Origin of the sequence: Sporosarcina sp. NCCP-2222 (assembly GCF_023168145.1) — a bacterium.
Classification (GTDB): Bacteria; Bacillota; Bacilli; order Bacillales_A; family Planococcaceae; genus Sporosarcina.
This window is the reverse complement of record NZ_BQYK01000004.1, coordinates 64,162-86,254: the sequence shown is the minus strand read 5'-3', so window position 1 is coordinate 86,254 and position 22,093 is coordinate 64,162. Positions and strand designations below refer to the sequence as shown.

Below are 22,093 nucleotides of genomic sequence, written 5' to 3'. Positions count from 1 at the left end.
GCCGCTCCTTTATTGGCAATTCTTTTTTGTAGGAGACATCTTATATTGATTTTGAGAAATGTCAAACCATTCAAACTCCATCCTATACATGAAGAGACGCATATGGCATAATAGGTAACAGTCGAAAAATAATTCGTAAAACGAAAGAGTTCTTGGGGGTTCGAAGAATGAAGACAGTTTTTTCTTATGCGAAGCCGTATAAATGGCCGATTCTCATCGCCCTTGTCCTCATGCTCATGGAGCTGGCAGTAGAGCTGATCCAGCCTTTGCTCATCGCAAAAATTATCGATGATGGAATTTTGGCTTCCAATACAGAAGTCATATGGACATGGGGAAGTGTCATGATGGGACTTGCATTTGTTGCGTTTTTCGCGGGGGTCGTCAATTCATTTTTTGCGGCCCACGCTTCGCAAAGCTTTGCGTTCGATCTTCGCCAAGCTTTGTTCAAGCAAGTGCAGGCGTTTTCTATGGCAACCTTTCTGCGGTTTCCGACAGCAGGGCTTATCACCCGTTTGACGAGTGATGTCACCATGGTGCAAAACACCTTATTCATGGGTCTCCGGATCATGCTTCGGGCGCCGCTTCTCGTTATCGGGAGTTTGGTCATGGCGTTTCTCGTTAATGTCAAATTGGCGCTGTATCTCGTCATCGGGGCACCGATTTTGCTTGTCTTCCTCTTCATCATGGCCCGGAGAGGCGTCAAGCTATTCGCGAAAGTGCAACGCCGTTTGGATCGTGTAAACCGGGTGATCCAGGAAAATCTTCAGGCAGTCCGGCTAATTAAAGCATATTTGCGTGGAATGTATGAGGCGAGCCGTTTTTCTAAAGTAGCGGGATCGCTTCGAACTGATACGGTCACGGCAATGCGGAATATGGAGCTTATTTTGCCCGTTCTCATGTTCATAATGAACGCCAGTCTGCTAGCTGTCCTTTGGTTCGGCGCGGCAGAAATTAGAAACAGCGGGGCACAAGTAGGGGAACTTGTGGCAATCGTTAACTATGCCATGCGGATGACAGGTGCTTTCTCCATGTTTGCTTTTATTATCGTGGCTTTCTCACGTGCCAAAGCATCATCCGAACGGATGGAAGAAGTGCTGCTTGCCGATGAGGATTTAGAGATGCAAGGCGCCGAAAGCTCGGGCATGCGGAAATTGGAAGGCGATCTTCGGTTCGAGGATGTGTCATTTTATTATCCCGGAAAACCTGAGCCCATATTAAATCATGTTACATTCCATGTGTCGCCTGGAGAAAAGCTGGCGATTATGGGGGCAACCGGTTCAGGAAAATCTACATTATTAAACCTCATTCCTCGGATCTTTGAATCTACCGAGGGCAGTATCTATGTCAGCGGAGTGGAAGTGAAAGAGTGGCCGCTGAAGGAATTGCGGGATGCCATCGGACTGGTTCCGCAGCAATCCATTTTATTTACCGGATCCATTTTGGATAATCTTTCGTGGGGAGATGCGGAAGCGGCGCCCGATGAGCTGGAAGAAGCGGCCCGGAAAGCACAAATCCATGAATCAATCGATCTCTTTCCGAAGAAGTATGAGACGCGTGTCGGACAGAAAGGTGTCAATCTGTCTGGCGGACAAAAGCAGCGTCTATCCATCGCCCGGGCGCTTGTCAGAAAACCATCTATTCTAATTCTGGATGACAGTACGAGTGCGCTGGACGTCAAGACAGAGACAGCTCTTTGGGAAGCGCTGGAAAGTGAAGATGCCACCATGCTTGTCGTGACGCAAAAAATCCAGACGGCAAAAGGGGCAGACCGAATTCTCTTGCTTGATGAAGGAAAAATCGCTGGCTATGGGACGCATGCCGATTTAATGAAGCAGTCTGCTTTATACCGGAAAATAGCAGAGTCGCAATCGGAAGAGGAGGTGATCATCGATGCTGCGAGCAATTCGTAAGCCGTTTGGATATGAGCCGATCCTGAAAAAAGAAGATATTAAAGGGCCGGGCAGGAAAAAGGTGGAGCGGGCGAGTAACTGGAAGTCGGTGTTGCTTCGGATCTGGAAGTTAGTCGATGAACAGCGCGGCTTGTTGATCACCGTCCTTGCCCTCGTCTTTGTCAGTTCGGTACTTGCCTTGCTGGGTCCGCTTCTGATCGGGAAAATAATTGATCATTACATCATTCCGAAGGACTTTGATGGTCTTGGGACGGTGATTGGCTTGCTGGTTTTGATTTATGCAGGTCAGTCCGTCGCTCTTTATTTGCAGAGCTTCTGGATGGTCGGCATTGCGCAGCAAACGGTCTACCGCCTGCGGACGAACTTATTCGAACATCTGCAAAAGCTGCCTGTAACGTTTTTCGATAAACGGCAGCATGGGGAATTGATGAGCCGGGTGACGAATGATATTGAAAACGTCAGCCAGACGTTGAATTCCTCGTTCATACAGGTCTTTTCCAGTATTTTGACGCTCGTCGGCACCCTTGCCGTCATGCTCTATCTCAGCCCGATTCTGACGCTATTGACGATGGTCATCGTTCCGGTCATGTTCACGGCAATCCGTTGGATTACGAGAAGGACGGGTCTGTTGTACAAAGAACAGCAGCAGGCGGTCGGTTCACTGAACGGGATGATTGAAGAGACGATTTCCGGACAACGGATCGTCAAAGCATTTTCACAGGAAGAACGGGTTATGGAGGAGTTTGCGGATAAAAGCGGAAGGCTTCGCCGCACCGGCTTTTGGGCTTTGACTTACTCCGGTTTCATTCCAAAGGTGATGAACATGCTGAACAATGCCAGCTTTGCGATTGTGGCAGGCGTCGGGGGATTGCTCGCGCTAAAAGGCGATAACATTGTAACGATAGGAACCATCGTTATTTTCTCCGAATTCGCCCGCCAGTTTACGCGTCCTTTGAATGATCTAGCGAACCAATTTAACACTGTTCTTTCTGCGATTGCGGGGGCGGAGCGCGTGTTCCGGATTATGGATGAGCCGATTGAAAAGGATGAGGCGACCGAGCATCAGGACACGGTATTGAAAGGTGATGTCGAATTCCGGAATGTATCGTTTGGCTATGCCGTCGAGACAGATGGCTATACCATTCAAAACGTATCCTTCCATGTGAAGCCTGGAGAAACTGCTGCGTTCGTTGGAGCGACAGGAGCAGGAAAAACGACGATCATGCAATTGCTTGCCCGTTTCTATGAAACCGATGCAGGCCAAATTTTAATAGACGGCATCCCAATTAATGAACTGCCGCGCAAAACGCTGCGCAATCAAATGGCATTCGTACTGCAGGATCCTTTCTTATTTGAGGCGTCGGTTATGGAGAATATCCGCTATGGACGTCTGGATGCGACCGATGAAGAAGTGATCGCAGCAGCGAAAAAGGCGAATGCCCACTCATTCATTTCTCGTCTCGAAAACGGGTATGAGACCGTGTTGACAGCGGATGGCGGAGAGATTTCACAAGGCCAGAAGCAATTGTTGTCCATTGCCCGTGCACTCGTTGCGGATCCGGTCATCCTGCTGCTCGATGAGGCGACAAGCAGCATCGACACCGTAACGGAGCTTGAAATCCAAGAAGCGCTGGAACGATTGATGGAAGGCCGTACTAGTTTCGTCATAGCCCACCGGCTGAATACCGTGAGGAAGGCTGATACGGTCTATGTCATGGGGCAAGGCAAGCTGATCGAATCAGGAAGCCAGGAAGAATTGATTGAGCGTCAAGGCGTTTATTATCAAATGCTAACGGAAGCGAAAGTATAAGAAAATCCCGAAGATGCGCATGGGTTGCGTCTTCGGGATTTTGGCGTTCAGGTAAGAATTACTTTACTTCTTCAATAGTTAATTCATTTCCATCATCAAAATGAACTTTCAAATAGAATTTAGAGAAGCTGTCAAGACCATACCATTTAAGGATATCGTCCGTCGCGCGCTTTTTAGAGGTGTCTTTTGTAAGAAGGATTTCCTTGAAGAATTTATCCAGTTCATTCATCGCTTTTGCATCCTTCAAGTCGACGCCTGTGAGTTTATTTACGTATATAGCGGTAAGTTCTTTCTCCATTGTATATTGATCCTGAATGGCTTCTTGTCCATCGACTTCGATTTCTAATTCAAAATGATCAAATCCATAGGCATTTCCGGTGTTCATCGTACCGCCGTCTTGGTCATCCACATTTTGCACGCTATCTTCACTCGGGTCCGTGCCTTGCGTGTCGTCTTTTTTATTGCCACATGCGCCGAGCACGAGGGCGAAGGCAAATAATAAGGTGCCCAACAGTAGGAGTTTTTTCATCTGCGCATAACCATCCCTTCATAATTTCTGCTACTAGTAGTTTTCCTTCTTTTGTGGAAATTAAACCGAGAACTCACGGAATAAAAAAAACCGGCAAGCGCCGGTTCGTTACCACTTTGCCATATGATCCTCCGAACAGCCGAGCATTTGCCGGATCAATAAAAAGGAGCCGTCATCCAGCTTAATGCGCCCGTTGAAATAGCCGACGGTCTGATGCACTTCGGTCTGGACCAATTGAACATTGGTTGTAGCAGTCCGTTCAAAGAAGGGGGTGAACGTCACGCTGACTTTATCAGAAAATCGGGTTTTGATCTTCCACGGTTCCATGTAATTGGATGGATTATATGAAAAAAGGACATCTTCATGGATTTTCATCATCTTCCCGTCAATGAACACGGCATTCTCCGTCATGCCGGTCCCATCAGTCCATTTGCCTCCAAAGTTGAGCCCGATCCGGCGCCCGCCGGCACGTTGAGAGGCCATCGCCCAATTCCACTGCGCTTCCCTTGGCCAAATGCCGCGTCCGTAATCCAGCACGGCAAAGCTATAATCGGGATTGAAATCATAGCGCTTCGAACCAATTTTAACGAAGCCGGCAGTCGGCAAGGAATGATGCTTCGCGGTGAATTGGAAAACATCCCGGCTTCGCGGAATGACTACATTCAGGGACTCATCCTGCGCGGGATGCTTAATATGCAAATCGGCATGCAGTACTTCACTATCGAAGTCAGGAATAGTGACGGAAAGATGGGTCTCTCCCTGCAAATGCACCAACTGGACAGACATCCGGTCATTCATGAACTTCACACTGCCCAGCACATCTTCCGGCATTTTAATCTTCCGCCCGATCGGCAGCGTAATCTGCTTTTCATAAAACCGCTGCGTCTCATAGTCGAGCATATACACAAAGCAGACCGCCGCATAATCCAAATGGCTGATGGTCGCAGAAAACAGAAGATCCTCCCCGAACACACACCAATAGTTCCATTTCTTCTTTCGCATGAAATGACCCTTCAGATTACTCTGAATGATCGGCCGGCGCGCATACCCGATAGCACCCGGATTCAACTGGCCTTTCTTATCACAAAGAAGCACAGGCTCCGTAATTTCCCTCTCAGCATGCTGCAAGGAGATCTCCCCCAATCTGTTGTCTTTTTCAAAATCGTTTGGTATACTCTTATTGTATCAGATATACGGGGCATTAGCTCAGCTGGGAGAGTGTCACGCTGGCAGTGTGAAGGTCACCGGTTCGAACCCGGTATGCTCCATCTAAACAAACATTGATAGGACGGCGTTTCTCTTAGGTTCATCATGAACCCAAAAGGGAAACGTCTTCTTTTTTGCCGACATTTTGCCGACCAAAACCAAATTTATAGTGGTTTCTAATTATTTTTAATGTATTATTCTTCATCAATTTGTTTTTTTGCAAAGATGGAATCAAATTTATCTGTCGCTGCCTTGTCGGCTTTTCGAAGTGCATGCCCATACGTATTCATTGTGATCTTAATATCGGAGTGACCGAGACGTTCCGAAATTGTTTTGGGATGTACGCCTTGGTTAATTAGAATGGTTGCGGAGGTATGGCGTAAAGCATGGGGTTTTATGTAGCGAAGCTCATGTCTTTTTAAAAACCTTATCCACCACGTCCTGACGGAAGAGGGGTTGTACGGCTCGCCATTAGGATGGGACAGAATCAAGTTATGCTCGCCATTCATCCATAAGGAATCACATGCTGATCGCTCCTCTGCTTTTAATTTCCTTAGCAACTTCAAGTCATCCATAACAATGTTGGACAAATAAATATCCCGTTTTCCTTCGCTTTCACTACCATTACCCTTTTTGATATCGTGGATTTGATAACCTTCAACTTTGGTGTAAGTTAAGGCGTTTTCAACATGCACGATACCTTCCTCATAATCAATGTGTTTTTCTAAATCGAGTGCTAATAATTCAGAACGGCGCATGCCAGTAGTGATTAGTAATTTAATGGCGACCTGCCAATGTAACAATTCAGATTCTAATGCTTCAACTACCAAGGCAGCTTCATCATCATCATATACATCGATTTTAGACTTTCGAACCTTAGGCCGTTCAATTCCTTCCATTGGGGAAACTTCAATCACTCGTGAACTAACAGCATAGCTAAAGATACCCTTTAATATTCTGTAATGATAAAAGATCGTGGTGTCTGCAAGTTTTCCATCCTTCCCGTCTAAACGCATGCCTTTTTCTCCTAAGTTATGCAAAAAATCAATAATGTGTTGTGGTTGAACTTGGTCCACTCGCAAAAATTGGAAAGCGGGCAAAATTCGATTCTCCAGAAAGTTGATGTATTTAGCGATGGTTGTATGCGATAGGTTTCGTTCAACGGACTTAGGCAACCATTCGTTTTGCACAAAATCCACAAAATTAATTTTCCTGCCTTCAGAATAATCATCCCCCGTGACTTCCGTAATGAAGCGGGCAAGTTCACGTTCAGCTTCTCTTTGTCCTTTAGCTGATATGGTTTTATATTTTTTGTTTCGCTTTCTTTTTCCTGTTTGCGGATCTATAAAATATCCAAGGTCTACTTCTAGCTGCCATTTACCTTTCCCGCGACTGCGGACGTGTCCGGCCATCTTAAGCTCCTCCTTGCAACAAATTAATAGTAGATAGTTTTTGATAATATCGATTCAGTCTCTCCGCCGCGAATTTGGGAGTGACATTAAATAGAACGCAAATTAACCTGACGGCATCTTTTTTGTCTAACGGAAGGTTCGTTTTGTGCAACATGAAAGTTGGCACACACAACTCATACATAAATTTATTGGCCTGCCATTCTTGCATCTGGATGAATAGTGGATGCATTTTACGTTGATCTCCTGCATGATGTAACACATGATGCATTTCATGGCCGAAATCCTGTTGCAGTTCAGGACGTGATAAGTCTTTGTTCAAAAAAATATACTTTTCTTCCCCATCAATTACTCCACGACTATTACCCGGATATAAATACAGGTATACGCCTAAGCGATTTGAGATATCAAACATATTAAGTTGTAGCGGGTGATGGATATTCATTTCAGAAAGAAGCTGATACACGTATGCTTCCGTTTGATTCTGATGATAAATGACTTGCCGGTATGTCATAAGGTGCCCCCCCCTTGATGTTCAAACGCTTGTTCGGTTTTTAGATTAAAAGAAAAGCCTGAATTTAACCAGGCAATATCGTCATTTCAATTCAGCTTTGTTTATTACTACGGAAGTAATGATTAAGCCTCCTCCTTTACCAACAATGGTGATAGTTTCCCCTTTGGATAGTTCCGCAATTTTCTCTTCTTGCCCTTTTTTGAAAAATACTTGAGTATCATGGAATGGTCCTCTTCCAGTGTCAAACTTTATAAAAGCGGTACCAAAGGCATCAACCCCAAAATCGGATATCACGCCTGTGACTTCAAGTGATTTATTTTTATACTTTAAGTCAGCAGCAACTTCATTATCCTGATAGGCGTTATATAGATCCATCATTGATACAACAATAACTTCTTCTTGTTTTTCAACTTTGTTGACTTTCTCATTTGGTTTTGTTTTAGAATCTTGTTTTTCCACTTCATCTGTTGCAGAAGACTCTTCAACAAACGGCCCTTTATCTTGACTGCCTTTAACCGATGTTTCTTGTTTTTTCGGAAGATCAATATTTTCTTCGGTATTTTCTACAGTTCCCCAATTAATTATTGCGCCAAGAAAAGCAGCGGCAATCAACCAAACCCACCATTTCTTATAGAATGGCTTTTTTTCTTTTACATCCACAAAAGTCCCCCCCAGTTACTCACCATTCTTCTTTCTTCTATTCTTAATAATTTCCCATATTTGTCTTAATTCCTCTTGTTCTTGTTCCGCGCTGGCTTCTATATCTCGAAAGAAATTACTTAACTGCGGATTACTAGAAAATTCTTGGAATTCTTCATCAGCTGTCATATTTGGATTATCCGATCTGCCTAAAAGGTAATCTGTGGTGACCTCTAAAACTTTAGATAGGAGTACTAACATGTCATTAGATGGTGTACTGTGTCCGTTTTCATAATTACTTATTGTGCTCTTTGTCGTGTTGACTTTCATCGCCAATTCTTCTTGGGTCATTTTCGATTTTTTCCGTGCAGACTTCAATCTCAGGGACAACATTCCAATTCCTCCTAATGCCAGTATGTACAAGTATATTGTACAACATATGTTTCTATTTTATATAAAAGTACAAGAAGTTTGTATTTAAAGGTTGACGTACAAGAATCTTGTATGTATACTGAAAGTACAAGCTATTCATACACGGAGGTGAAGCAAAGTGAAAAACCACAATTTAATAAAATCTCGTAAAAAGAAAAATTTAACTCAGGAAAAGCTAGCCAAAATGCTAGGGTATAAAGGGAAGCAGTCAGTAGCGAATTGGGAGAATGGTAATGTTTCTCCACCATTAGAAACAGCAATTCGAATTTCGCAAATTTTAGAAGAAGACATCTTCTTTTTATTTGAAAACAAAGTACAAGAAACTCATACAGAATGCGCAGAGAAAAAAGAAGTCGGTTAAAAACCTAATAAGTATACCGAAAAGATTACTTTTGTATCAATGGAAATTTAAACCTCACACCCAACAACAAGCATCCAAATGAACGGAGCTGGCCATGATCCATCATTACGATGAGGAGCCGCGCCAATAGGTCACGCGAAGACGTTGGGTTCTGGTTGGTGGGTGTGAGAGAAAAAAGGAGGATGGAAGATGAAACAATTAGTCATTATGCAGGATCAGCAAGCAGTCACTTCTTCTGTTGTTGTTGCTGAAAGCTTTTCGAAAGAGCACAAGAATGTTCTTCGCGACATCGAAAGCATGAAGGAAGATGTGCTCAATTTTGAGCAGATGTTTTTTGAAACAGAAACGCCTGATTCGTATGGCCGTCCTCGAAAGACATTCCTAATGAATCGAGATGGTTTCATGTTGTTAGCTATGGGATTTACCGGGCGAGAAGCTTTGAAATTCAAACAACAATATATTGAAGCTTTCAACAACATGGAAAGGCAAATTAAGCAGCCGGATAATATGACGCTTCTCCTACGGTCTGCACTTGCTCAGCAGGAGCGACTAGATACGGTCGAATCGGACGTTAAATACCTAAAAGACCATATGCGAATTAATGGCGCACAGGAACAACGGATTAACATGAATGCTCGCGGAAAGATTATGAAGTGCTTGGGAGGTAAGGACGCCAACGCATACAAGGAAATTGGCAAAAAGGCATTCTCTCAGTTTTGGAGAGATTTCAAAGCATACTTCGAGATTCCTAGATATGGTGAGCTGCCAAAGAAACGTTTTGAAGAAGCCTTACAGTTTATCGAGGAGTGGTCGCCAGATACGGCATTGCGGATGGAGATTAAAGAAATGAACAGTCAGCAGCACTTAAGACTAGCTGAATAAAAAGCGGAAAGGAGATAGGCCATATGGAAACTATGACAACCAAAGAAGCGGCAGCCCACATCGGCGTGTGTGTTAACACTTTAAGGAAATACGTTCATGAGGAAGAACTTCCTGTCCTACGCTTTCCTGGTCGTCGCAAATGGACCTTTCGGAAAGACTTGGTTGATGAGTGGGTTAAAAAGAGATCACAGCCTGAAGTAGTGGTGATGTCAGCAGAGCGTACACCAAAGGACTACGGGAAATTGAGAGTTCTCACGCCTTGATTCTGGAGTTGAGGTTAAGAGGAGCCGGGGGAGGGACCCCGGCTGGTGAGAGGTCGTAAGGTGGTTGTTGTCGCGGAGGTTTTGGAGGTCTACATCTAAAGAGTACAACAGCCCTCGCTAAATGAGTATGTTGATTTGACATATTCCCGGAAAGGGGGTGAACAGGTTGGAGTTTGGCGCAATATTACGGGCTTGCCGGAAACGTAAGGGATTTACTCAGGAAGAGTTAGCGGACATGCTGAATATCGAGCAGGCGGATGTTTCCAGGATTGAGAACGATCGCAAGGAAGCCCCAATGTCTCTCTTTCAGCAGTGGGCAATGATCACAGGGTCAACGGATGTCTTGGTCGCATTCATCGCAGGCATGGAGGGTATGACGATCTTGGCAAACATCCTATCAATAGGGTTCATCAAATTAGGAGGCATTTTATGAAACTAGAAGATTACAAGTCAGAGGACATTGAAGAGGTCTTGGAGTTAAAAACAATGGCACTCCAACAAATATCAGAAATAGAACGGGCTATCTGGACAGATAACGTTAATGAAGCAACTGCAAGAGCAGCACATTTATTTGGAGCTATGCAGAAAGTGCGCGTCTTGAAAAATAAGAAGTCCGACGAAGAAAAAATGAAGTTCTTGGTATCTAAATTAATGGACCAAGGAGTAAACGCTCAAGTAGTAGTTTTCGGACACAAAAAAACCGACTGACGTTGGAGCGTCAAATCGGCAAGAGTAAATTATCATTTGGTATCTCCATTATAAACGAACGCAAGTAAGGTGACAAGGGGCCATGGCTCCTGTCAAGAAGTCCATGAGCATAGGAGCGATTTACCCCCAATCCTCCCGATATACCCCACGGCAAACTTATGGGCTTCTTGATGGGATTCACTCCATCTAACTAATTGAAAGAGGTGAGCAAATTGAAAATCAGTGTAAAAGCGTGGAAAAACCTAACATTGCGGCAAAAGTTGGCACTACTAAGTTTTTATTCGCAAAACAATAAAAGAAATGGAGGGATTTGAAAATGGATGATCAAGCGAAGAAAGCGATGTTCGCTCTTAGGGATGATCTAAAATCATCACTTCCAACAAATTCGGTGATTATGGTCAATAGACGGGACTTGGAAACAGTTGTGAACCACCTGTTCCATGCCGGAGATCAGTGGAGCAATCAAAGTGCGCTTGGTTATGCAATAGCGGCCGCTGAGTCGCTCGAAATGAGCAAAATAGACATTCAACGTTTAGTTAGTGCCATTGTTTCCGAATTCGATTGGAAAACCCTTGAAAACGCTGCTGATGTATATCGGAAATCTGATTACTTAAAGAGGTGAAGAAATTGGTGAAATTATTTCAATGGGAAATCCGCTCAATGGGCGAGCAGGATCCCTACACAGTACACACTGAAAAGGATGATGTACTGGCAGCAGTGACACAGTTTGTTGAGCAATACCCGACAGTCAGTGTCTATTCGGTCCGTAAGTCCGCTGAAATCATTCAGTACAAGGAGGCGATCTGATGGATCATCCAGAAGTTTTGGCGGCTATTAAGACAGGATACCCACATATTGATTATCTGGATCGTGAGAGGTATCAGGATACTCATTATCCGGTTGCTAATCATCCGGTAGAGGATATGTATGGATGCGAAATCCGGCAGGGAGACAAGTATTTCACAGATCCACAAGGCAAAGTGGTACTCATGGATAACTTACAGGACTATCTACAGGATGAAGTAGGAGTAGTGTTTTACGAAGCAAAATAAAAGACCCGCTGTAGGGCAGCGGATCGATGAGGTTCTTATGAGTAATATACATTTTCATTATACATAAGGACCTCTATAAATGACAAGGAGGAATCATTGATGAATGAAGTTCAGGTAAATCAAGAGCAGTTCAATCGTGCACAACAGGAAATTCAACTTTTAAAGAAACAGAATGTCGCTGTCTTGGGGGATGGTGAGGTTTTCGTTAAAAGAACAAATGGCGGCGCTTTACGCAGTATCAAAGGTGCTGTCACCTTAAATGAACGGAACGGAGAAATTGCAACAATCCAAGGCAAGACAATGACTACAGCCAAAGGGTTCAACACATTAAATCAAATTGCCGGGCTCTCCATTATTACGCCTGAAAAACTTACTCTTCCTGACGGCCAGGTGGTAGTCAATCCCTATCCGATTATCGATCATGAATCGGGAACCATCAGTAAAGTGTGGGTCAAAAAAATTGCTATCGGTTACAGCCCGACTGGAAACTTGGTCATCACGAGTTCGACTCTTCTGTACGACATTAAAATGTACTTCATTCAAGACGTGATGAAAAAAGTTCAATACAGCAAAGACGCTGGACGAGTTTGCATGGAACAAATGATGACTGAAGAGGAAAAGAAGAATTGTATTTTCCTCAAAATTGAAGGCTTCCTTGGAGTCGCTGCCAACATCCAACATAAGGACGTTCTGAAAGCGATCGATACGTACATCAACAAAAAGCAATTTGCTGAGCGGAATGCCCAATCCATTTGCGAACGGTTGGTGATGTCAAAACATCCTGCTCTTGCGAGCGCTGCATATGTAACCAAGCAAGGTGAGGTTGCACGTGTACCGGTAGTCGGTTATGTCCATGATTTCAACCGAGAAGAGTTATTGGAGATTGCAGACAAAGCGGAACGCGGTGAGGAAGTTGTTGTAAGAGGTAAAAAGGCGGATGTCATCGAGGCAGTTGTTGAAGCAACCGAAGCAGATATAACGGTAGATGCAGACGATGAGGAGATCCTTCAATCTAGCCCGATCCAAGAAGAGCAAGAATATGAAAAAGTCTATGCTGAAACAACGCGAAACGAAGAGCCTGCATCCAACCTTTTCAACATGGGAAGGGGTGAGTTTTGATGATTACCGAAATCCGAATTAAGAATATGAAAGGTCAAACAGTAACACAACACCTTTCCGGTAAAAACATCATTATCGGTAAGAACGGATCCGGAAAGACCACTCGAATCCAAGCTCTCGGATTGGCCATGTTAGGGAACGTACCTGGACAAGCAAAAACGTCGGCTGCGAATTTCAAGTTTGCGACAGGCGATGAGATGGCGGTAGGTCTTAAAACAGACGGCTTTGAATTTACAAGAGGTTTTATAAAGGATGAAAAATTTAATAGCAAAACGGGCGAACGAACGGTAAGCGTGAAAGAAAATGTTTCTGTTTCTCCTGGTAAGGGCGAGCGTACCGTTACACAAAAGAAGGAGCGTATTATCCAAGAAATCGGGAATTTCCCGGTAGCAATGGATTTCAACGAATTTCTAAAACTATCTGATGCTAAGCGGAGAGACTTTATCTACTCGCTTTCTCCGATTGAAAGTAGTTCGTGGGACAAGGAAAAGCTATCAGCTTACTTGCACGAAAAGATGATCCCGACCGATTTGCAGGTCAACAATGCTGATCTCTATGAGATTACAAATGAATTCATTTCAGAAGCGCTAAAGGAATACGCTGACGGACTAAATAATCATGAGGGGTTACAGTCCATGCTCGATTGGACAGCTAAGGAGCTTTCCTACTGGCGACGGAAGCAGTCGGATTCTCAAGGGGCAGTTCGGCAAATGTCAGAGATGAAAAATCAACTGATCGAAACTGATCGGAACATTGCTGAGGCAAAGAAGGAACTAGAAGAACTTCAGGCGAGCTTAATTGAAGTGGAAAAGAAGATTTCCGCTGATACAGAGAAGAAGAGAAATATTGACGAGCGACTGGAACGTATTAGCGCTATCAAGAAAGAGATGGACCTAGTTAAAGGGACGGAGTTGCAAACAAGCACAGAGGACATCGATAAAGAGATTGCCTCACTGACTGCATCTATACCACTTCCGATAAGTGTCGAAGAAAAACTCGGTCCGATAAATAAACAAATTGCAGAATTGCATAGTCAGTCGTTTGAACAACAGCAAAAGGTCAATCACATCCGCGAACAGGTCATGAACATCCAAGCCAATGTGCAGACGCTCGACGGGACTTTGCGAAGAGTCGGAGAGATGGCTGGCATGTGCGTCATTAGTCCAATGATTTCATGTCCAAAAGATTTTACAGGCTTTGATTCTTATATCGATGGTAAAAAGCAACAAGCAGCAGAAGCCTTACAGAAGCTTAATGAGGAACATGCCAAAGAAGATGCTCTGTTATTGACACTCAAAAACAAAGCGAATGAGCTTGAAAGCCAGAAAGCGGCACTCTTCACACAAGCGCAGAAAGTGCAGTTCCATCGGGAAGAGGTTGCCGAGAAGATTAAAGCCAAAGAAGCAGAACGGCAACGAATCATTTCACTTGTCGAAAGACGGAACAATAAATTGCATTCCTTAAATGAAGAACTGGACAAACTAACGAATCAAAAAGTGGAACCGATTGGCGACATTTCCCTTATGACGAGACAGACCGAGGGAACAAGAGCACGGATCGAAGAACTGAAAAAACAAGTAGAAGAGAAGGAGAAATCGAAGCAGACACTCATTTTGATGAATGAGAATGTACTCCAAAACAATGAAGCGGAATACAAGGCTAGCGCGGCTAAAAGCCTACAGGATTTCTTGGGACCGAAGGGTGTCCAAGGCGAACTTGTTAAAGAAATTCTTGAACCCATCCGCTTGCAAATCAAAGAGAATCTAAAGTTGATGAACTTTTCTCAAACACCATATTTCGAGACGGAAAGTGAAACCGGAAAAGAATTGTTTGAGTTCGGGTGGGTGAACGAGCAGGGCCATCGAGTGAACTTCGATGCACTCTCTACTGGCCAACAGACAGTGTATTTAGCAGCCATGATGATGACCATTATTGATCGAGCACAACCAAAATTAAAGATCCTTGCAATGGATAATCTAAACCATTTGGACAAGCATAACTTCCAGCTACTCGTCAACGGATTAAATGGCCTAGCTCATAAGGTTGACAATATCATTTTGGCTGGCGCTTTAGAGTATTCCTTCGAGGCGGATGGATGGGATATAGACGATTTGTCTGCAGGAGGTGCCGAGAGTGCAATTGCTTAATGGGCTAAATGCTAATCAAAAGCAAGCTGTCGTGTCAGACAGCAGAACGATTCTATGCCTAGCAGGAGCCGGATCAGGCAAGACAACTGTACTCACCCGGCGTATTGCTCACCTTTTCGACAATCGTATAGGGACTAGCAACATGCTAGCCCTCACGTTCACTCGATTGGCTGGGATGGAAATGAAAGAACGTGTCATCAAGCTGATTGGAGAACAAGAGGGCAAGAAATTATTTTGTAATACATTCCACGCTTTCGCTGTTCAGGTTCTTAAAGAATGGGGGCATCGAATCGGTATTGAAAAGAATTTCTCTATTTATGACCAGGAAGACAGAGAATCTATTTTGACCGTTATCCTTAAGGAACTTGGAGCAAAGACGACGTTGAAAAAGGTGTTTGACGCATTCGAATCAACACCGAACATACGTAGTGATGAGTACCGCGTCATCAATGAATATTTTTGGAAACTACGCCAGAACAACGCTGTCGATCTTGACCGATTAATTCACAAGGTAGTTGAGCTGTGGAAGGCTGTTCCGGAATCACTTCACTACTACCGTCAGATGTACTCGCATGTATTCGTGGATGAGTTTCAAGACACGAATGATGAACAAATGGAGATGTTTAGACTGCTAGCGCCTGCCTACCTATTCGTAGTCGGTGACGACTTTCAAGCAATCTATGGGTGGCGCGGTGCAAAGGTTGAATATATTCTCAACTTTCCTAGCGAATACCCGGGCTGTGAGACCGTGAAACTTGAAGATAACTACCGATCTACGAACGAGATTGTCACTGCTGCTAATAATTTGATTTCCTATAACATCAATCAATCAGAAAAGAAATTGATCGCTCATAAGGAAGGTCCGAAAATATCGGTTTTTGAAACTGGTGATGAACGAACAGAGCATGAGGAAGTGTTGAACAAAATCCGGTTGCTTCAAAGTGAGGGAGTTGCCTTGAAAGATATTGCAGTCCTTTCCCGGACTAACATGCAACTTACTCGAATGCAAAGTCAGCTAGATCGGGGCGGAGTGGCAAACATAGCCCTTGGTCGAAATGACATTATGAAGAATCGAGATATCCGTTCTATCGTTGCATGGCTGCAGGTCATCTTTAACCAAAAGGACGGTATGGCACTAAAAAGGGCGCTTGGATACCCGGTTCCCTTTCTATCTGAGAACGAGCAAAAGGTGTTAAAACTTGAAGCCGCAAAACGTGAAAAAACAGAACTTGAAACGCTGAAACTTTTGGATTTCAAACAGGCAGATCGATTCTTTGCATTAGGTTCGATGATATTCGAAACGGCCAGTGAATGCGGTGTTTCCGAATTGATTTTGTATGCTGCCGAAATCATGGGCGTTATCAAAGAGTATGAAGAACAAGGCTTGCAGAATCGCTTACACGTCTTGCAAACCGGAATTGAGTACATCCGGTCATGGGAAGAGTCAAAACGCAATATGGGCGAAGATAACAGCGTTACAGCCTTTCTATCTTGGCTAAAGTACCGAGACATTCAAGAGAAGTTGATAGAAGAGAAGGATGCGGTCAAGTTAATGACAATGCACGGAGCCAAGGGATTGGAGTTTCCTGTAGTCTTTTTGATCGACCTTGTCGAGGATACATTCCCATCCAAGCGAGGGGATTTAGAAGAGGAAAGACGATTGGCTTATGTCGGTATTACAAGAGCCAAAGAAAAGCTTTTCCTTTCCCATTCGAAGTCGAAACAGGACTGGAATGGCTCTCCTGTCTTCGCTACTAAGAGCAGATTTTTGGATGAAATATTGAATTAAGAGGTGAAATTATGAGCGGCGCATTTCTGATGTCGAGAGAAATATTCAGTCACGAAATATGGAATGACGTAGCAAAGTTCAGGATTTTCTTCTACATCGTAGGAAATGCCGTCTTCTCAGAGCGAGGAGTAACAAAAGGCGGCATTCATATCGGCAGGGGGCAGTACCTTCGTTCCTACCGAAACATCCGAGAAGATCTTCTATATGTCGAAAAGAATGCCGAGAAATACTACTCTCTCAACACCATTAAAACGAAGATTGATGAACTTGTAAAAGAAGGTACATTGACCACGGAAGAAACTAGGCTCGGAACACTCTTTACCGTGGTTAATTACCATAAGTATCAAGGGTTTGAGACGTACAAAAACGATAGTTCGGAACAGGAACAGAACAGCAAAAGAACACCAAAAGAACAGCAAGAGAACAGCAACGGAACACCTACAGAACAGCAACAGAACAATAAGAACTATGTTATTAATGCTATTAATGTTAATCAAGATATTACTACTACTGCTACTACAGCGGTCGATCGCGGATTCGGAAATCTCGTTCAAACTTTCGAAATGAATCTCTGTATGCTTTCTCCAATCCAGATTGATTCGTTAGGAAAATGGTTTGACGACTTTGAGCAAAATGCAGGAGTCTTCACCACTGCAATTAAGATAGCTGCAGATCGTAATCGGAAAAACTTCGGTTTTGTGGAGTACCTGCTGAAAGAATGGTCCCATCACAAATTAACGACCGTGGAACAGATTGAATCCCATGAACGAAATAAATTTGATAAGCAACGCCAACAACCTCGACCATATAACCGACCGGGTGGCAAAGTTGAACGCCTGCCAGAATGGTTTAGGAATAAGCAGCAGGAAACGCAGCCGGAGGTTGAAACTGAGGGGGATGTTGAAGCAAGGCGTAGGGAGCTGGAAGAACGCTTGGAAAATATGAGGAGGGAAAACGCATGAAACAACAATTTATCCCAACCAGAGAGACGGAGCGACGGGTGCTAATCGATAATCTACACCAGCTTGGAATCTTTGAAACTGTGAAAAGGGAGCCGATAGAGGGTTTGGATTATTACGAGCTTCGGGCTTTGTTGGCGAAGAAGAAGGTGGTAGCGCAATGAAACTCCACCAGCTGACATGCAATAACGGCCATAATTTCTTCCTCGATTTGGGCTTACCACTGCGGATAGATCTTTTTGTTGAACTAGCCGCAAAGGTTACATGCCCGATCTGCCAGAGCAATAATGTAAGGTTGCATGCTCAGGAGATTGAGGTGACGCAATGACACGCATCCTTCATTATCCCGGCTCCAAATGGTCCATGGCCGACTGGATTATCAGCAACATGCCTGAGCACAAAACCTACTTGGAACCATTCTTTGGATCCGGGGCAGTATTTTTTAATAAACCAAAATCCGGAATTGAAACTATAAACGATTTGGACAGCAGCGTGGTTAATCTCTTCCGGGTTGTACGGGATCACCCCGATGAATTGGCTAGACAGATACACTTCACCCCGCTATCTCGTGAAGAGTATTACGACTCCTATCAGGATCCGGATCCTAACGAAAATGAAATCGAATTGGCCCGGAGGTTCCTTGTCCGGTGTTGGCAAGCAATCGGAGCAAAGACAAGCGATCGTACAGGATGGCGAAGTCTTATTTCCTCGAATGGACCAGATACCGCTAAGGATTGGGACAGGCTTCCGGCAAAGATATTGAAAGTGGCAGCTCGTTTAAAAGAAGCGCAGATTGAACACCAACCAGCTGTCAAATTGATTGAACGATACAAGCGGGAAGAAGTTTTGATTTATGCGGATCTTCCCTACATCATCGAGACGAGGACCAAGCGGCATTACAAGCATGAAATGACTATTGAGGATCATGTGGAATTACTTGAAACTTTGGTAGCTCACCCTGGACCAGTCTTATTATCGGGTTATGCTCATCAGATTTATGATGATCGGTTGAAATCGTGGAAGCGAGAGACAAGAAATGTAGCTGCAGAAGCAGGAGCCCGCAGACAGGAAGTTCTTTGGATTAACCCCGTAGCTTCTGAATTCGGATATCAACAACAGACTCTAACTTTGGAGGTAACACCATGATCAATCGTGTCGTATTAGTCGGTCGGCTGACCAAGGATCCGGAACTCAAATACACACAAAGTGGTATTGCGGTCACTCGCTTTACTCTTGCGGTAAACCGGGCATTCTCGAACCAATCTGGAGAACGGGAAGCTGACTTCATCAACTGTGTCACTTGGAGAAAGCAGGCTGAAAACACAGCGAACTATCTTCGCAAAGGTAGTCTGACGGGTATCGAGGGACGCATCCAAACAAGCAGTTTCGATGGTCAGGACGGCAAACGGGTTTTCATGACGGAAGTAGTTGCGGACAGCGTGCAATTCTTGGAACCTAAAAACTCCAATCAAGGGCAGTCATATCAGGAGCAGCCACAACAGCAGTACAGTCAATCCTCACAACCAAGTTATCAGCAGACCGATAGTGATCCATTTGCAAGTAACGGCGGACCTGTAGAGGTGACGGATGATGATTTGCCATTCTGACAAGGAATTGATATGGGCTTTGCAACAGGAGAACGCAAGGCTTCGAGCAGCCTTGGCATATTATGCGAATCCGATAAATCATCACCTACGTACCGTTAGTGGAGTTAGGAGAATTTCCAAAGTAAATATAGACAGCGGCGAACGGGTCAGAAAGGAATTGGGGTGGAAATATGAAAATCTCGGAACTACTTGAGCAACAACGAAATCAAAAAGTGGATGTGTTAATGTGTGAAGTCAATGACGATGTACTGCAAGAACGCATGCAACAGAACGAAAAGTGGGGATTGCAACGATATGATTATGGCTACTGGCTAGCCATCCTAGTCGAAGAGGTCGGGGAGGTGGCACAGGCAATCCAGCAAGGCAGTGTGGCAAGCAAAGAGACGGACGCGGATGACCTATACACGGAATTAATTCATGTTGCGGCTGTCGCATCGGCTATAGCTGAGCAAGTGAAGGAAGAACGAGGATCAGCGTAATGCTAACCGAATTGACGAAAAAGGTCAGTCGGCAGCAGTTGTTCATGTGCGGGTACTTCACCAAGCAGGAGATTCAACAACTTAGGAAAGATGGTTGGCGTGTTTTGTGGCAGGACAAAAAGGAGCGGATTCCGAGAACAAAACGAAAGATACAACAAAACAAGAATGGGATTCCCGTATTCACGAAAGGGGCGAGCTGAATGGGGACATGCAAACGGTGCAACAAGCCATTGAAAACGCCGCAGAGCATTGCGGTAGGCTATGGCCCGGTTTGTAAGCAGAAGCATGATGAGGCTGAAGCGGAGTTTTTGAAACGCCAGATCACGATTGACGAGGAATTGGCCTACCAGGAGAGGGTGGCACGATGAGGAAAACATACAGCAGATCGCACGCTAACCGTGGAGCGCAGCTTGAGAACTTGGTTGATATCACTAATCAGCAGTACCGCAATAAAGGCGTGGCTGATATTCGTAAGATACCGACGCCGGTGAAAATTATAGGGCAGCAGGGCAACATGATTACTGGTCACACTCAAAAAGGCGAGTGGGTCGATTACGTTGGCATTCATGATAGCCGGACAATTGTATTTGACGCGAAGGAAACATCTATCCGGACGAACTTTCCACTCAGCAATATCTCGGAGCATCAATACGAGTTACTTAAATCATGGCACCAAAAAGGCGCACACGCCTTCCTCCTCGTTTCTTTTACAACACTCGACGAAGTATTCCTTCTTCCGTTCGGACGGCTACAGGAGGCTTGGGAGCACGCCAAGAAGGGCGGAAGGAAATCGATTCCTTATGATGATTTCAAACTGTATTGCGATCAAGTGAAAAGCGATAAGGGGTATGTGCTGCATTATTTAAAACATGTGGGGTGAATTAATCATGAAAACTAAAGATGCTTGGGTATTGCGCTTGAAAGAAGAGTCGAAAGAGCTTGGCATGACGGGAGAATATTACCATGATGAAAATGGTGAAGAGCTGGACTGGATTACAGATGACCTACAAAAAGCAACACTCTACAAAGATAAAGACAAGGAAATTGAGTTGATGAAAGAGCATGAGCAAACATTAATCAATATGTTTGGCAAAGATGCTGTAATCAACTTCGGTTACACAAATATGATGAAACACTTCGAGTTTGTCGAAGTTGAACTTGTGGATCCTGTTTAAGTGGCCAAGAAAGCGTACCCAACGGAACGATTCGTGAATGAGTGACAGTCTTGAAAAAGTGTAAACACTGCAACGGTTCAGGGAAGAGGATAATTGTTCAATTTTATAACGGCGAAAAAATAACCAAGCCATGCAAAAAGTGCTTTGGAAAAGGGACGAGGTGAACATGAAGATCACTGACACATACACACCAGAGCAAGAGCAAGCATTTCTGTCGATGTTGTCCGGTGGCGTCCGGGTCGTCAAGAAGCGTGGAGAACGGATCACCATCATCGAGTACCAGGACGAGAGGTACGTCTATCAATCGGAATCAGCAGCGAGGGGAGGCAGACACAATGGCAAGCGCCGCAAGGCATGAGGATGCACATGTATTGCTTGAAGGAATGGTGATCAAGTGGTATTGGAGCAAGGATGAAATCATTGAGTTCCGTAAATTGTGGAGGGCCGGCGTGGATGTGGAAAGCATTGCCGAAAAGCTCAACACGAATTCGAATAGCATCGCCCTGTTGGTTATGGATCAAGCGATGACAGATGTAATTAAGCCGCGGCCGGGTGGGTTGTTTGGATAAATAAAAAAAGACAGGCTGCATCCTGTCTGTTCACTGAAAGTATTCGTGGAATCCCACATTCATTGGAATGGCCCAGAGATATAAGCCAATTAAACATACAGGACCAAGCAAGAAATTGAAAAGCCTTTTAGGCAACCAACTAAATAATAATTTAAAGATAAGTGCAACGCTAACCATCGTCACAATCAGGACGATTAAAGGACCTATGATTGGCATCCAATCAAACTTTACCCCATCAAACATAATTCCGTTTCTCCATTCGAATTGTGATAAAAAGACCAGGAGTGTCCCTCCTGATCCGACCAATTTAATTATAGCATGGGGGGACATTCTGTGAAAATAGTAGATGCGCAAATAGACTTACATGGTAAACTATTTCTTGATACAATGGTATTACCTGCTAATTGTGTTGTGGTAATTTCAGAGGGCAAGGCAAAGGTGAGAGAATTGCCAGAGCATGGTGAGTATAAGATTGTGACGTATCAGGGGAAGGTTAAGCGAATGAGAAAGGAAGAGGGAGAAGAATTTTAAAAA

The 22,093-nt window shown here is 44.3% G+C and carries 30 protein-coding genes and 1 tRNA gene; 25 read left to right on the top strand and 6 right to left on the bottom strand.

Going from position 1 to position 22,093, the window contains the following annotated elements; all coding sequences use genetic code 11:
* The first annotated feature begins 167 nt into the window (after positions 1-167).
* Together NCCP2222_RS10110 and NCCP2222_RS10105 are read left to right on the top strand one after the other, a co-directional pair.
* The gene (locus tag NCCP2222_RS10110; protein WP_248512002.1) at positions 168-1,910 is read left to right on the top strand and encodes an ABC transporter ATP-binding protein; all 1,743 of its coding nucleotides are present in this window, start codon (positions 168-170) and stop codon (positions 1,908-1,910) included.
* On the top strand, positions 1,891-3,720 hold the full coding sequence (locus NCCP2222_RS10105; RefSeq protein ID WP_248512001.1) for an ABC transporter ATP-binding protein: 1,830 nt from the start codon (positions 1,891-1,893) through the stop codon (positions 3,718-3,720). Before NCCP2222_RS10110 ends, NCCP2222_RS10105 begins: the two co-directional genes overlap by 20 nt.
* 58 nt (positions 3,721-3,778) lie before the next feature.
* On the opposite strand, the gene NCCP2222_RS10100 is transcribed toward NCCP2222_RS10105, so the two are convergent.
* On the bottom strand, positions 3,779-4,249 hold the full coding sequence (locus NCCP2222_RS10100) for a YusW family protein (RefSeq protein ID WP_248512000.1): 471 nt from the start codon (positions 4,247-4,249) through the stop codon (positions 3,779-3,781).
* 108 nt (positions 4,250-4,357) lie between these two features.
* Positions 4,358-5,377, bottom strand: coding sequence for a DUF2804 domain-containing protein (locus NCCP2222_RS10095; protein WP_248511999.1), 1,020 nt, complete (start codon positions 5,375-5,377; stop codon positions 4,358-4,360).
* Between the two features lie 67 nt (positions 5,378-5,444).
* Between NCCP2222_RS10095 and NCCP2222_RS10090 the strand changes: the two genes are divergently transcribed.
* Positions 5,445-5,517, top strand: a tRNA-Ala gene (locus NCCP2222_RS10090).
* Between the two features lie 132 nt (positions 5,518-5,649).
* Here the strand turns inward: NCCP2222_RS10090 and NCCP2222_RS10085 are convergent.
* The 4 genes from NCCP2222_RS10085 to NCCP2222_RS10070 all read right to left on the bottom strand — a co-directional run bounded on the left by NCCP2222_RS10085 (position 5,650) and on the right by NCCP2222_RS10070 (position 8,410).
* Positions 5,650-6,867 (bottom strand): tyrosine-type recombinase/integrase, encoded by a 1,218-nt coding sequence (locus tag NCCP2222_RS10085; protein WP_248511998.1) that lies wholly within the window; start codon positions 6,865-6,867, stop codon positions 5,650-5,652.
* A 1-nt stretch (position 6,868) separates the two neighbouring features.
* Entirely contained in the window at positions 6,869-7,378 is a 510-nt protein-coding gene (locus NCCP2222_RS10080; protein WP_248511996.1) for an ImmA/IrrE family metallo-endopeptidase, read from the bottom strand.
* Between the two features lie 81 nt (positions 7,379-7,459).
* Positions 7,460-8,038: an OB-fold putative lipoprotein gene (locus NCCP2222_RS10075; protein WP_248511994.1), complete on the bottom strand. Its 579-nt coding sequence runs from the start codon at positions 8,036-8,038 to the stop codon at positions 7,460-7,462.
* Positions 8,039-8,053: 15 nt separating this feature from the next.
* Positions 8,054-8,410 carry a helix-turn-helix domain-containing protein gene (locus tag NCCP2222_RS10070; protein ID WP_248511992.1) on the bottom strand — a complete coding sequence of 119 codons (357 nt, stop codon included), beginning with the start codon at positions 8,408-8,410 and terminating at the stop codon, positions 8,054-8,056.
* A gap of 157 nt (positions 8,411-8,567) precedes the next feature.
* Here NCCP2222_RS10070 and NCCP2222_RS10065 point away from each other — a divergent pair, with 157 nt between their 5' ends.
* The 22 genes from NCCP2222_RS10065 to NCCP2222_RS09960 all read left to right on the top strand — a co-directional run bounded on the left by NCCP2222_RS10065 (position 8,568) and on the right by NCCP2222_RS09960 (position 22,090).
* The gene (locus NCCP2222_RS10065) at positions 8,568-8,810 is read left to right on the top strand and encodes a helix-turn-helix transcriptional regulator (protein WP_248511990.1); all 243 of its coding nucleotides are present in this window, start codon (positions 8,568-8,570) and stop codon (positions 8,808-8,810) included.
* Positions 8,811-8,999: 189 nt separating this feature from the next.
* Positions 9,000-9,692: a Rha family transcriptional regulator gene (locus NCCP2222_RS10060; protein WP_248511988.1), complete on the top strand. Its 693-nt coding sequence runs from the start codon at positions 9,000-9,002 to the stop codon at positions 9,690-9,692.
* A gap of 23 nt (positions 9,693-9,715) precedes the next feature.
* A complete protein-coding gene (locus tag NCCP2222_RS10055) occupies positions 9,716-9,955 on the top strand; it encodes a helix-turn-helix domain-containing protein (protein WP_248511986.1) in 240 nt (79 codons plus the stop codon).
* Positions 9,956-10,121: 166 nt separating this feature from the next.
* On the top strand, positions 10,122-10,388 hold the full coding sequence (locus NCCP2222_RS10050; protein WP_248511984.1) for a helix-turn-helix domain-containing protein: 267 nt from the start codon (positions 10,122-10,124) through the stop codon (positions 10,386-10,388).
* Complete coding sequence (locus NCCP2222_RS10045) at positions 10,385-10,663, top strand: hypothetical protein (RefSeq protein ID WP_248511982.1); 279 nt, start codon at positions 10,385-10,387, stop codon at positions 10,661-10,663. The genes NCCP2222_RS10050 and NCCP2222_RS10045 overlap by 4 nt, the downstream gene beginning before the upstream one ends.
* A 316-nt stretch (positions 10,664-10,979) precedes the next feature.
* Positions 10,980-11,285, top strand: a complete 306-nt coding sequence (locus tag NCCP2222_RS10040; protein WP_248511981.1) for a hypothetical protein — start codon at positions 10,980-10,982, stop codon at positions 11,283-11,285.
* A gap of 5 nt (positions 11,286-11,290) precedes the next feature.
* Positions 11,291-11,470, top strand: coding sequence for a hypothetical protein (locus tag NCCP2222_RS10035; protein WP_248511979.1), 180 nt, complete (start codon positions 11,291-11,293; stop codon positions 11,468-11,470).
* The gene (locus NCCP2222_RS10030; protein WP_248511977.1) at positions 11,470-11,715 is read left to right on the top strand and encodes a YqaI family protein; all 246 of its coding nucleotides are present in this window, start codon (positions 11,470-11,472) and stop codon (positions 11,713-11,715) included. The genes NCCP2222_RS10035 and NCCP2222_RS10030 overlap by 1 nt, the downstream gene beginning before the upstream one ends.
* A 99-nt stretch (positions 11,716-11,814) precedes the next feature.
* Complete coding sequence (locus tag NCCP2222_RS10025; protein WP_248511974.1) at positions 11,815-12,834, top strand: hypothetical protein; 1,020 nt, start codon at positions 11,815-11,817, stop codon at positions 12,832-12,834.
* The gene (locus NCCP2222_RS10020; RefSeq protein WP_248511973.1) at positions 12,834-14,981 is read left to right on the top strand and encodes an AAA family ATPase; all 2,148 of its coding nucleotides are present in this window, start codon (positions 12,834-12,836) and stop codon (positions 14,979-14,981) included. Before NCCP2222_RS10025 ends, NCCP2222_RS10020 begins: the two co-directional genes overlap by 1 nt.
* Positions 14,968-16,770 (top strand): ATP-dependent helicase, encoded by a 1,803-nt coding sequence (locus NCCP2222_RS10015; protein ID WP_248511971.1) that lies wholly within the window; start codon positions 14,968-14,970, stop codon positions 16,768-16,770. The genes NCCP2222_RS10020 and NCCP2222_RS10015 overlap by 14 nt, the downstream gene beginning before the upstream one ends.
* An 11-nt stretch (positions 16,771-16,781) precedes the next feature.
* Positions 16,782-17,732, top strand: a complete 951-nt coding sequence (locus NCCP2222_RS10010; RefSeq protein WP_248511970.1) for a DnaD domain-containing protein — start codon at positions 16,782-16,784, stop codon at positions 17,730-17,732.
* Complete coding sequence (locus NCCP2222_RS10005) at positions 17,729-17,893, top strand: hypothetical protein (RefSeq protein ID WP_248511969.1); 165 nt, start codon at positions 17,729-17,731, stop codon at positions 17,891-17,893. Before NCCP2222_RS10010 ends, NCCP2222_RS10005 begins: the two co-directional genes overlap by 4 nt.
* A 160-nt stretch (positions 17,894-18,053) precedes the next feature.
* A complete protein-coding gene (locus tag NCCP2222_RS10000) occupies positions 18,054-18,875 on the top strand; it encodes a DNA adenine methylase (RefSeq protein ID WP_248511968.1) in 822 nt (273 codons plus the stop codon).
* Positions 18,872-19,336 carry a single-stranded DNA-binding protein gene (gene ssb, locus NCCP2222_RS09995; RefSeq protein ID WP_248511967.1) on the top strand — a complete coding sequence of 155 codons (465 nt, stop codon included), beginning with the start codon at positions 18,872-18,874 and terminating at the stop codon, positions 19,334-19,336. Before NCCP2222_RS10000 ends, ssb begins: the two co-directional genes overlap by 4 nt.
* Before the next feature lie 170 nt (positions 19,337-19,506).
* Positions 19,507-19,815, top strand: a complete 309-nt coding sequence (locus NCCP2222_RS09990) for a MazG-like family protein (protein WP_248511966.1) — start codon at positions 19,507-19,509, stop codon at positions 19,813-19,815.
* Positions 19,816-20,015: 200 nt separating this feature from the next.
* Complete coding sequence (locus NCCP2222_RS09985) at positions 20,016-20,183, top strand: DUF6011 domain-containing protein (protein WP_248511965.1); 168 nt, start codon at positions 20,016-20,018, stop codon at positions 20,181-20,183.
* Positions 20,180-20,695 (top strand): Holliday junction resolvase RecU, encoded by a 516-nt coding sequence (locus tag NCCP2222_RS09980; protein WP_248511964.1) that lies wholly within the window; start codon positions 20,180-20,182, stop codon positions 20,693-20,695. Before NCCP2222_RS09985 ends, NCCP2222_RS09980 begins: the two co-directional genes overlap by 4 nt.
* Before the next feature lie 7 nt (positions 20,696-20,702).
* Entirely contained in the window at positions 20,703-20,990 is a 288-nt protein-coding gene (locus NCCP2222_RS09975; RefSeq protein ID WP_248511963.1) for a hypothetical protein, read from the top strand.
* Positions 20,991-21,156: 166 nt separating this feature from the next.
* On the top strand, positions 21,157-21,348 hold the full coding sequence (locus tag NCCP2222_RS09970) for a hypothetical protein (RefSeq protein WP_248511961.1): 192 nt from the start codon (positions 21,157-21,159) through the stop codon (positions 21,346-21,348).
* A complete protein-coding gene (locus NCCP2222_RS09965; protein ID WP_248511959.1) occupies positions 21,326-21,559 on the top strand; it encodes a hypothetical protein in 234 nt (77 codons plus the stop codon). Before NCCP2222_RS09970 ends, NCCP2222_RS09965 begins: the two co-directional genes overlap by 23 nt.
* Before the next feature lie 333 nt (positions 21,560-21,892).
* Positions 21,893-22,090 carry an XtrA/YqaO family protein gene (locus tag NCCP2222_RS09960; RefSeq protein ID WP_248511956.1) on the top strand — a complete coding sequence of 66 codons (198 nt, stop codon included), beginning with the start codon at positions 21,893-21,895 and terminating at the stop codon, positions 22,088-22,090.
* Positions 22,091-22,093: the final 3 nt, after the last annotated feature.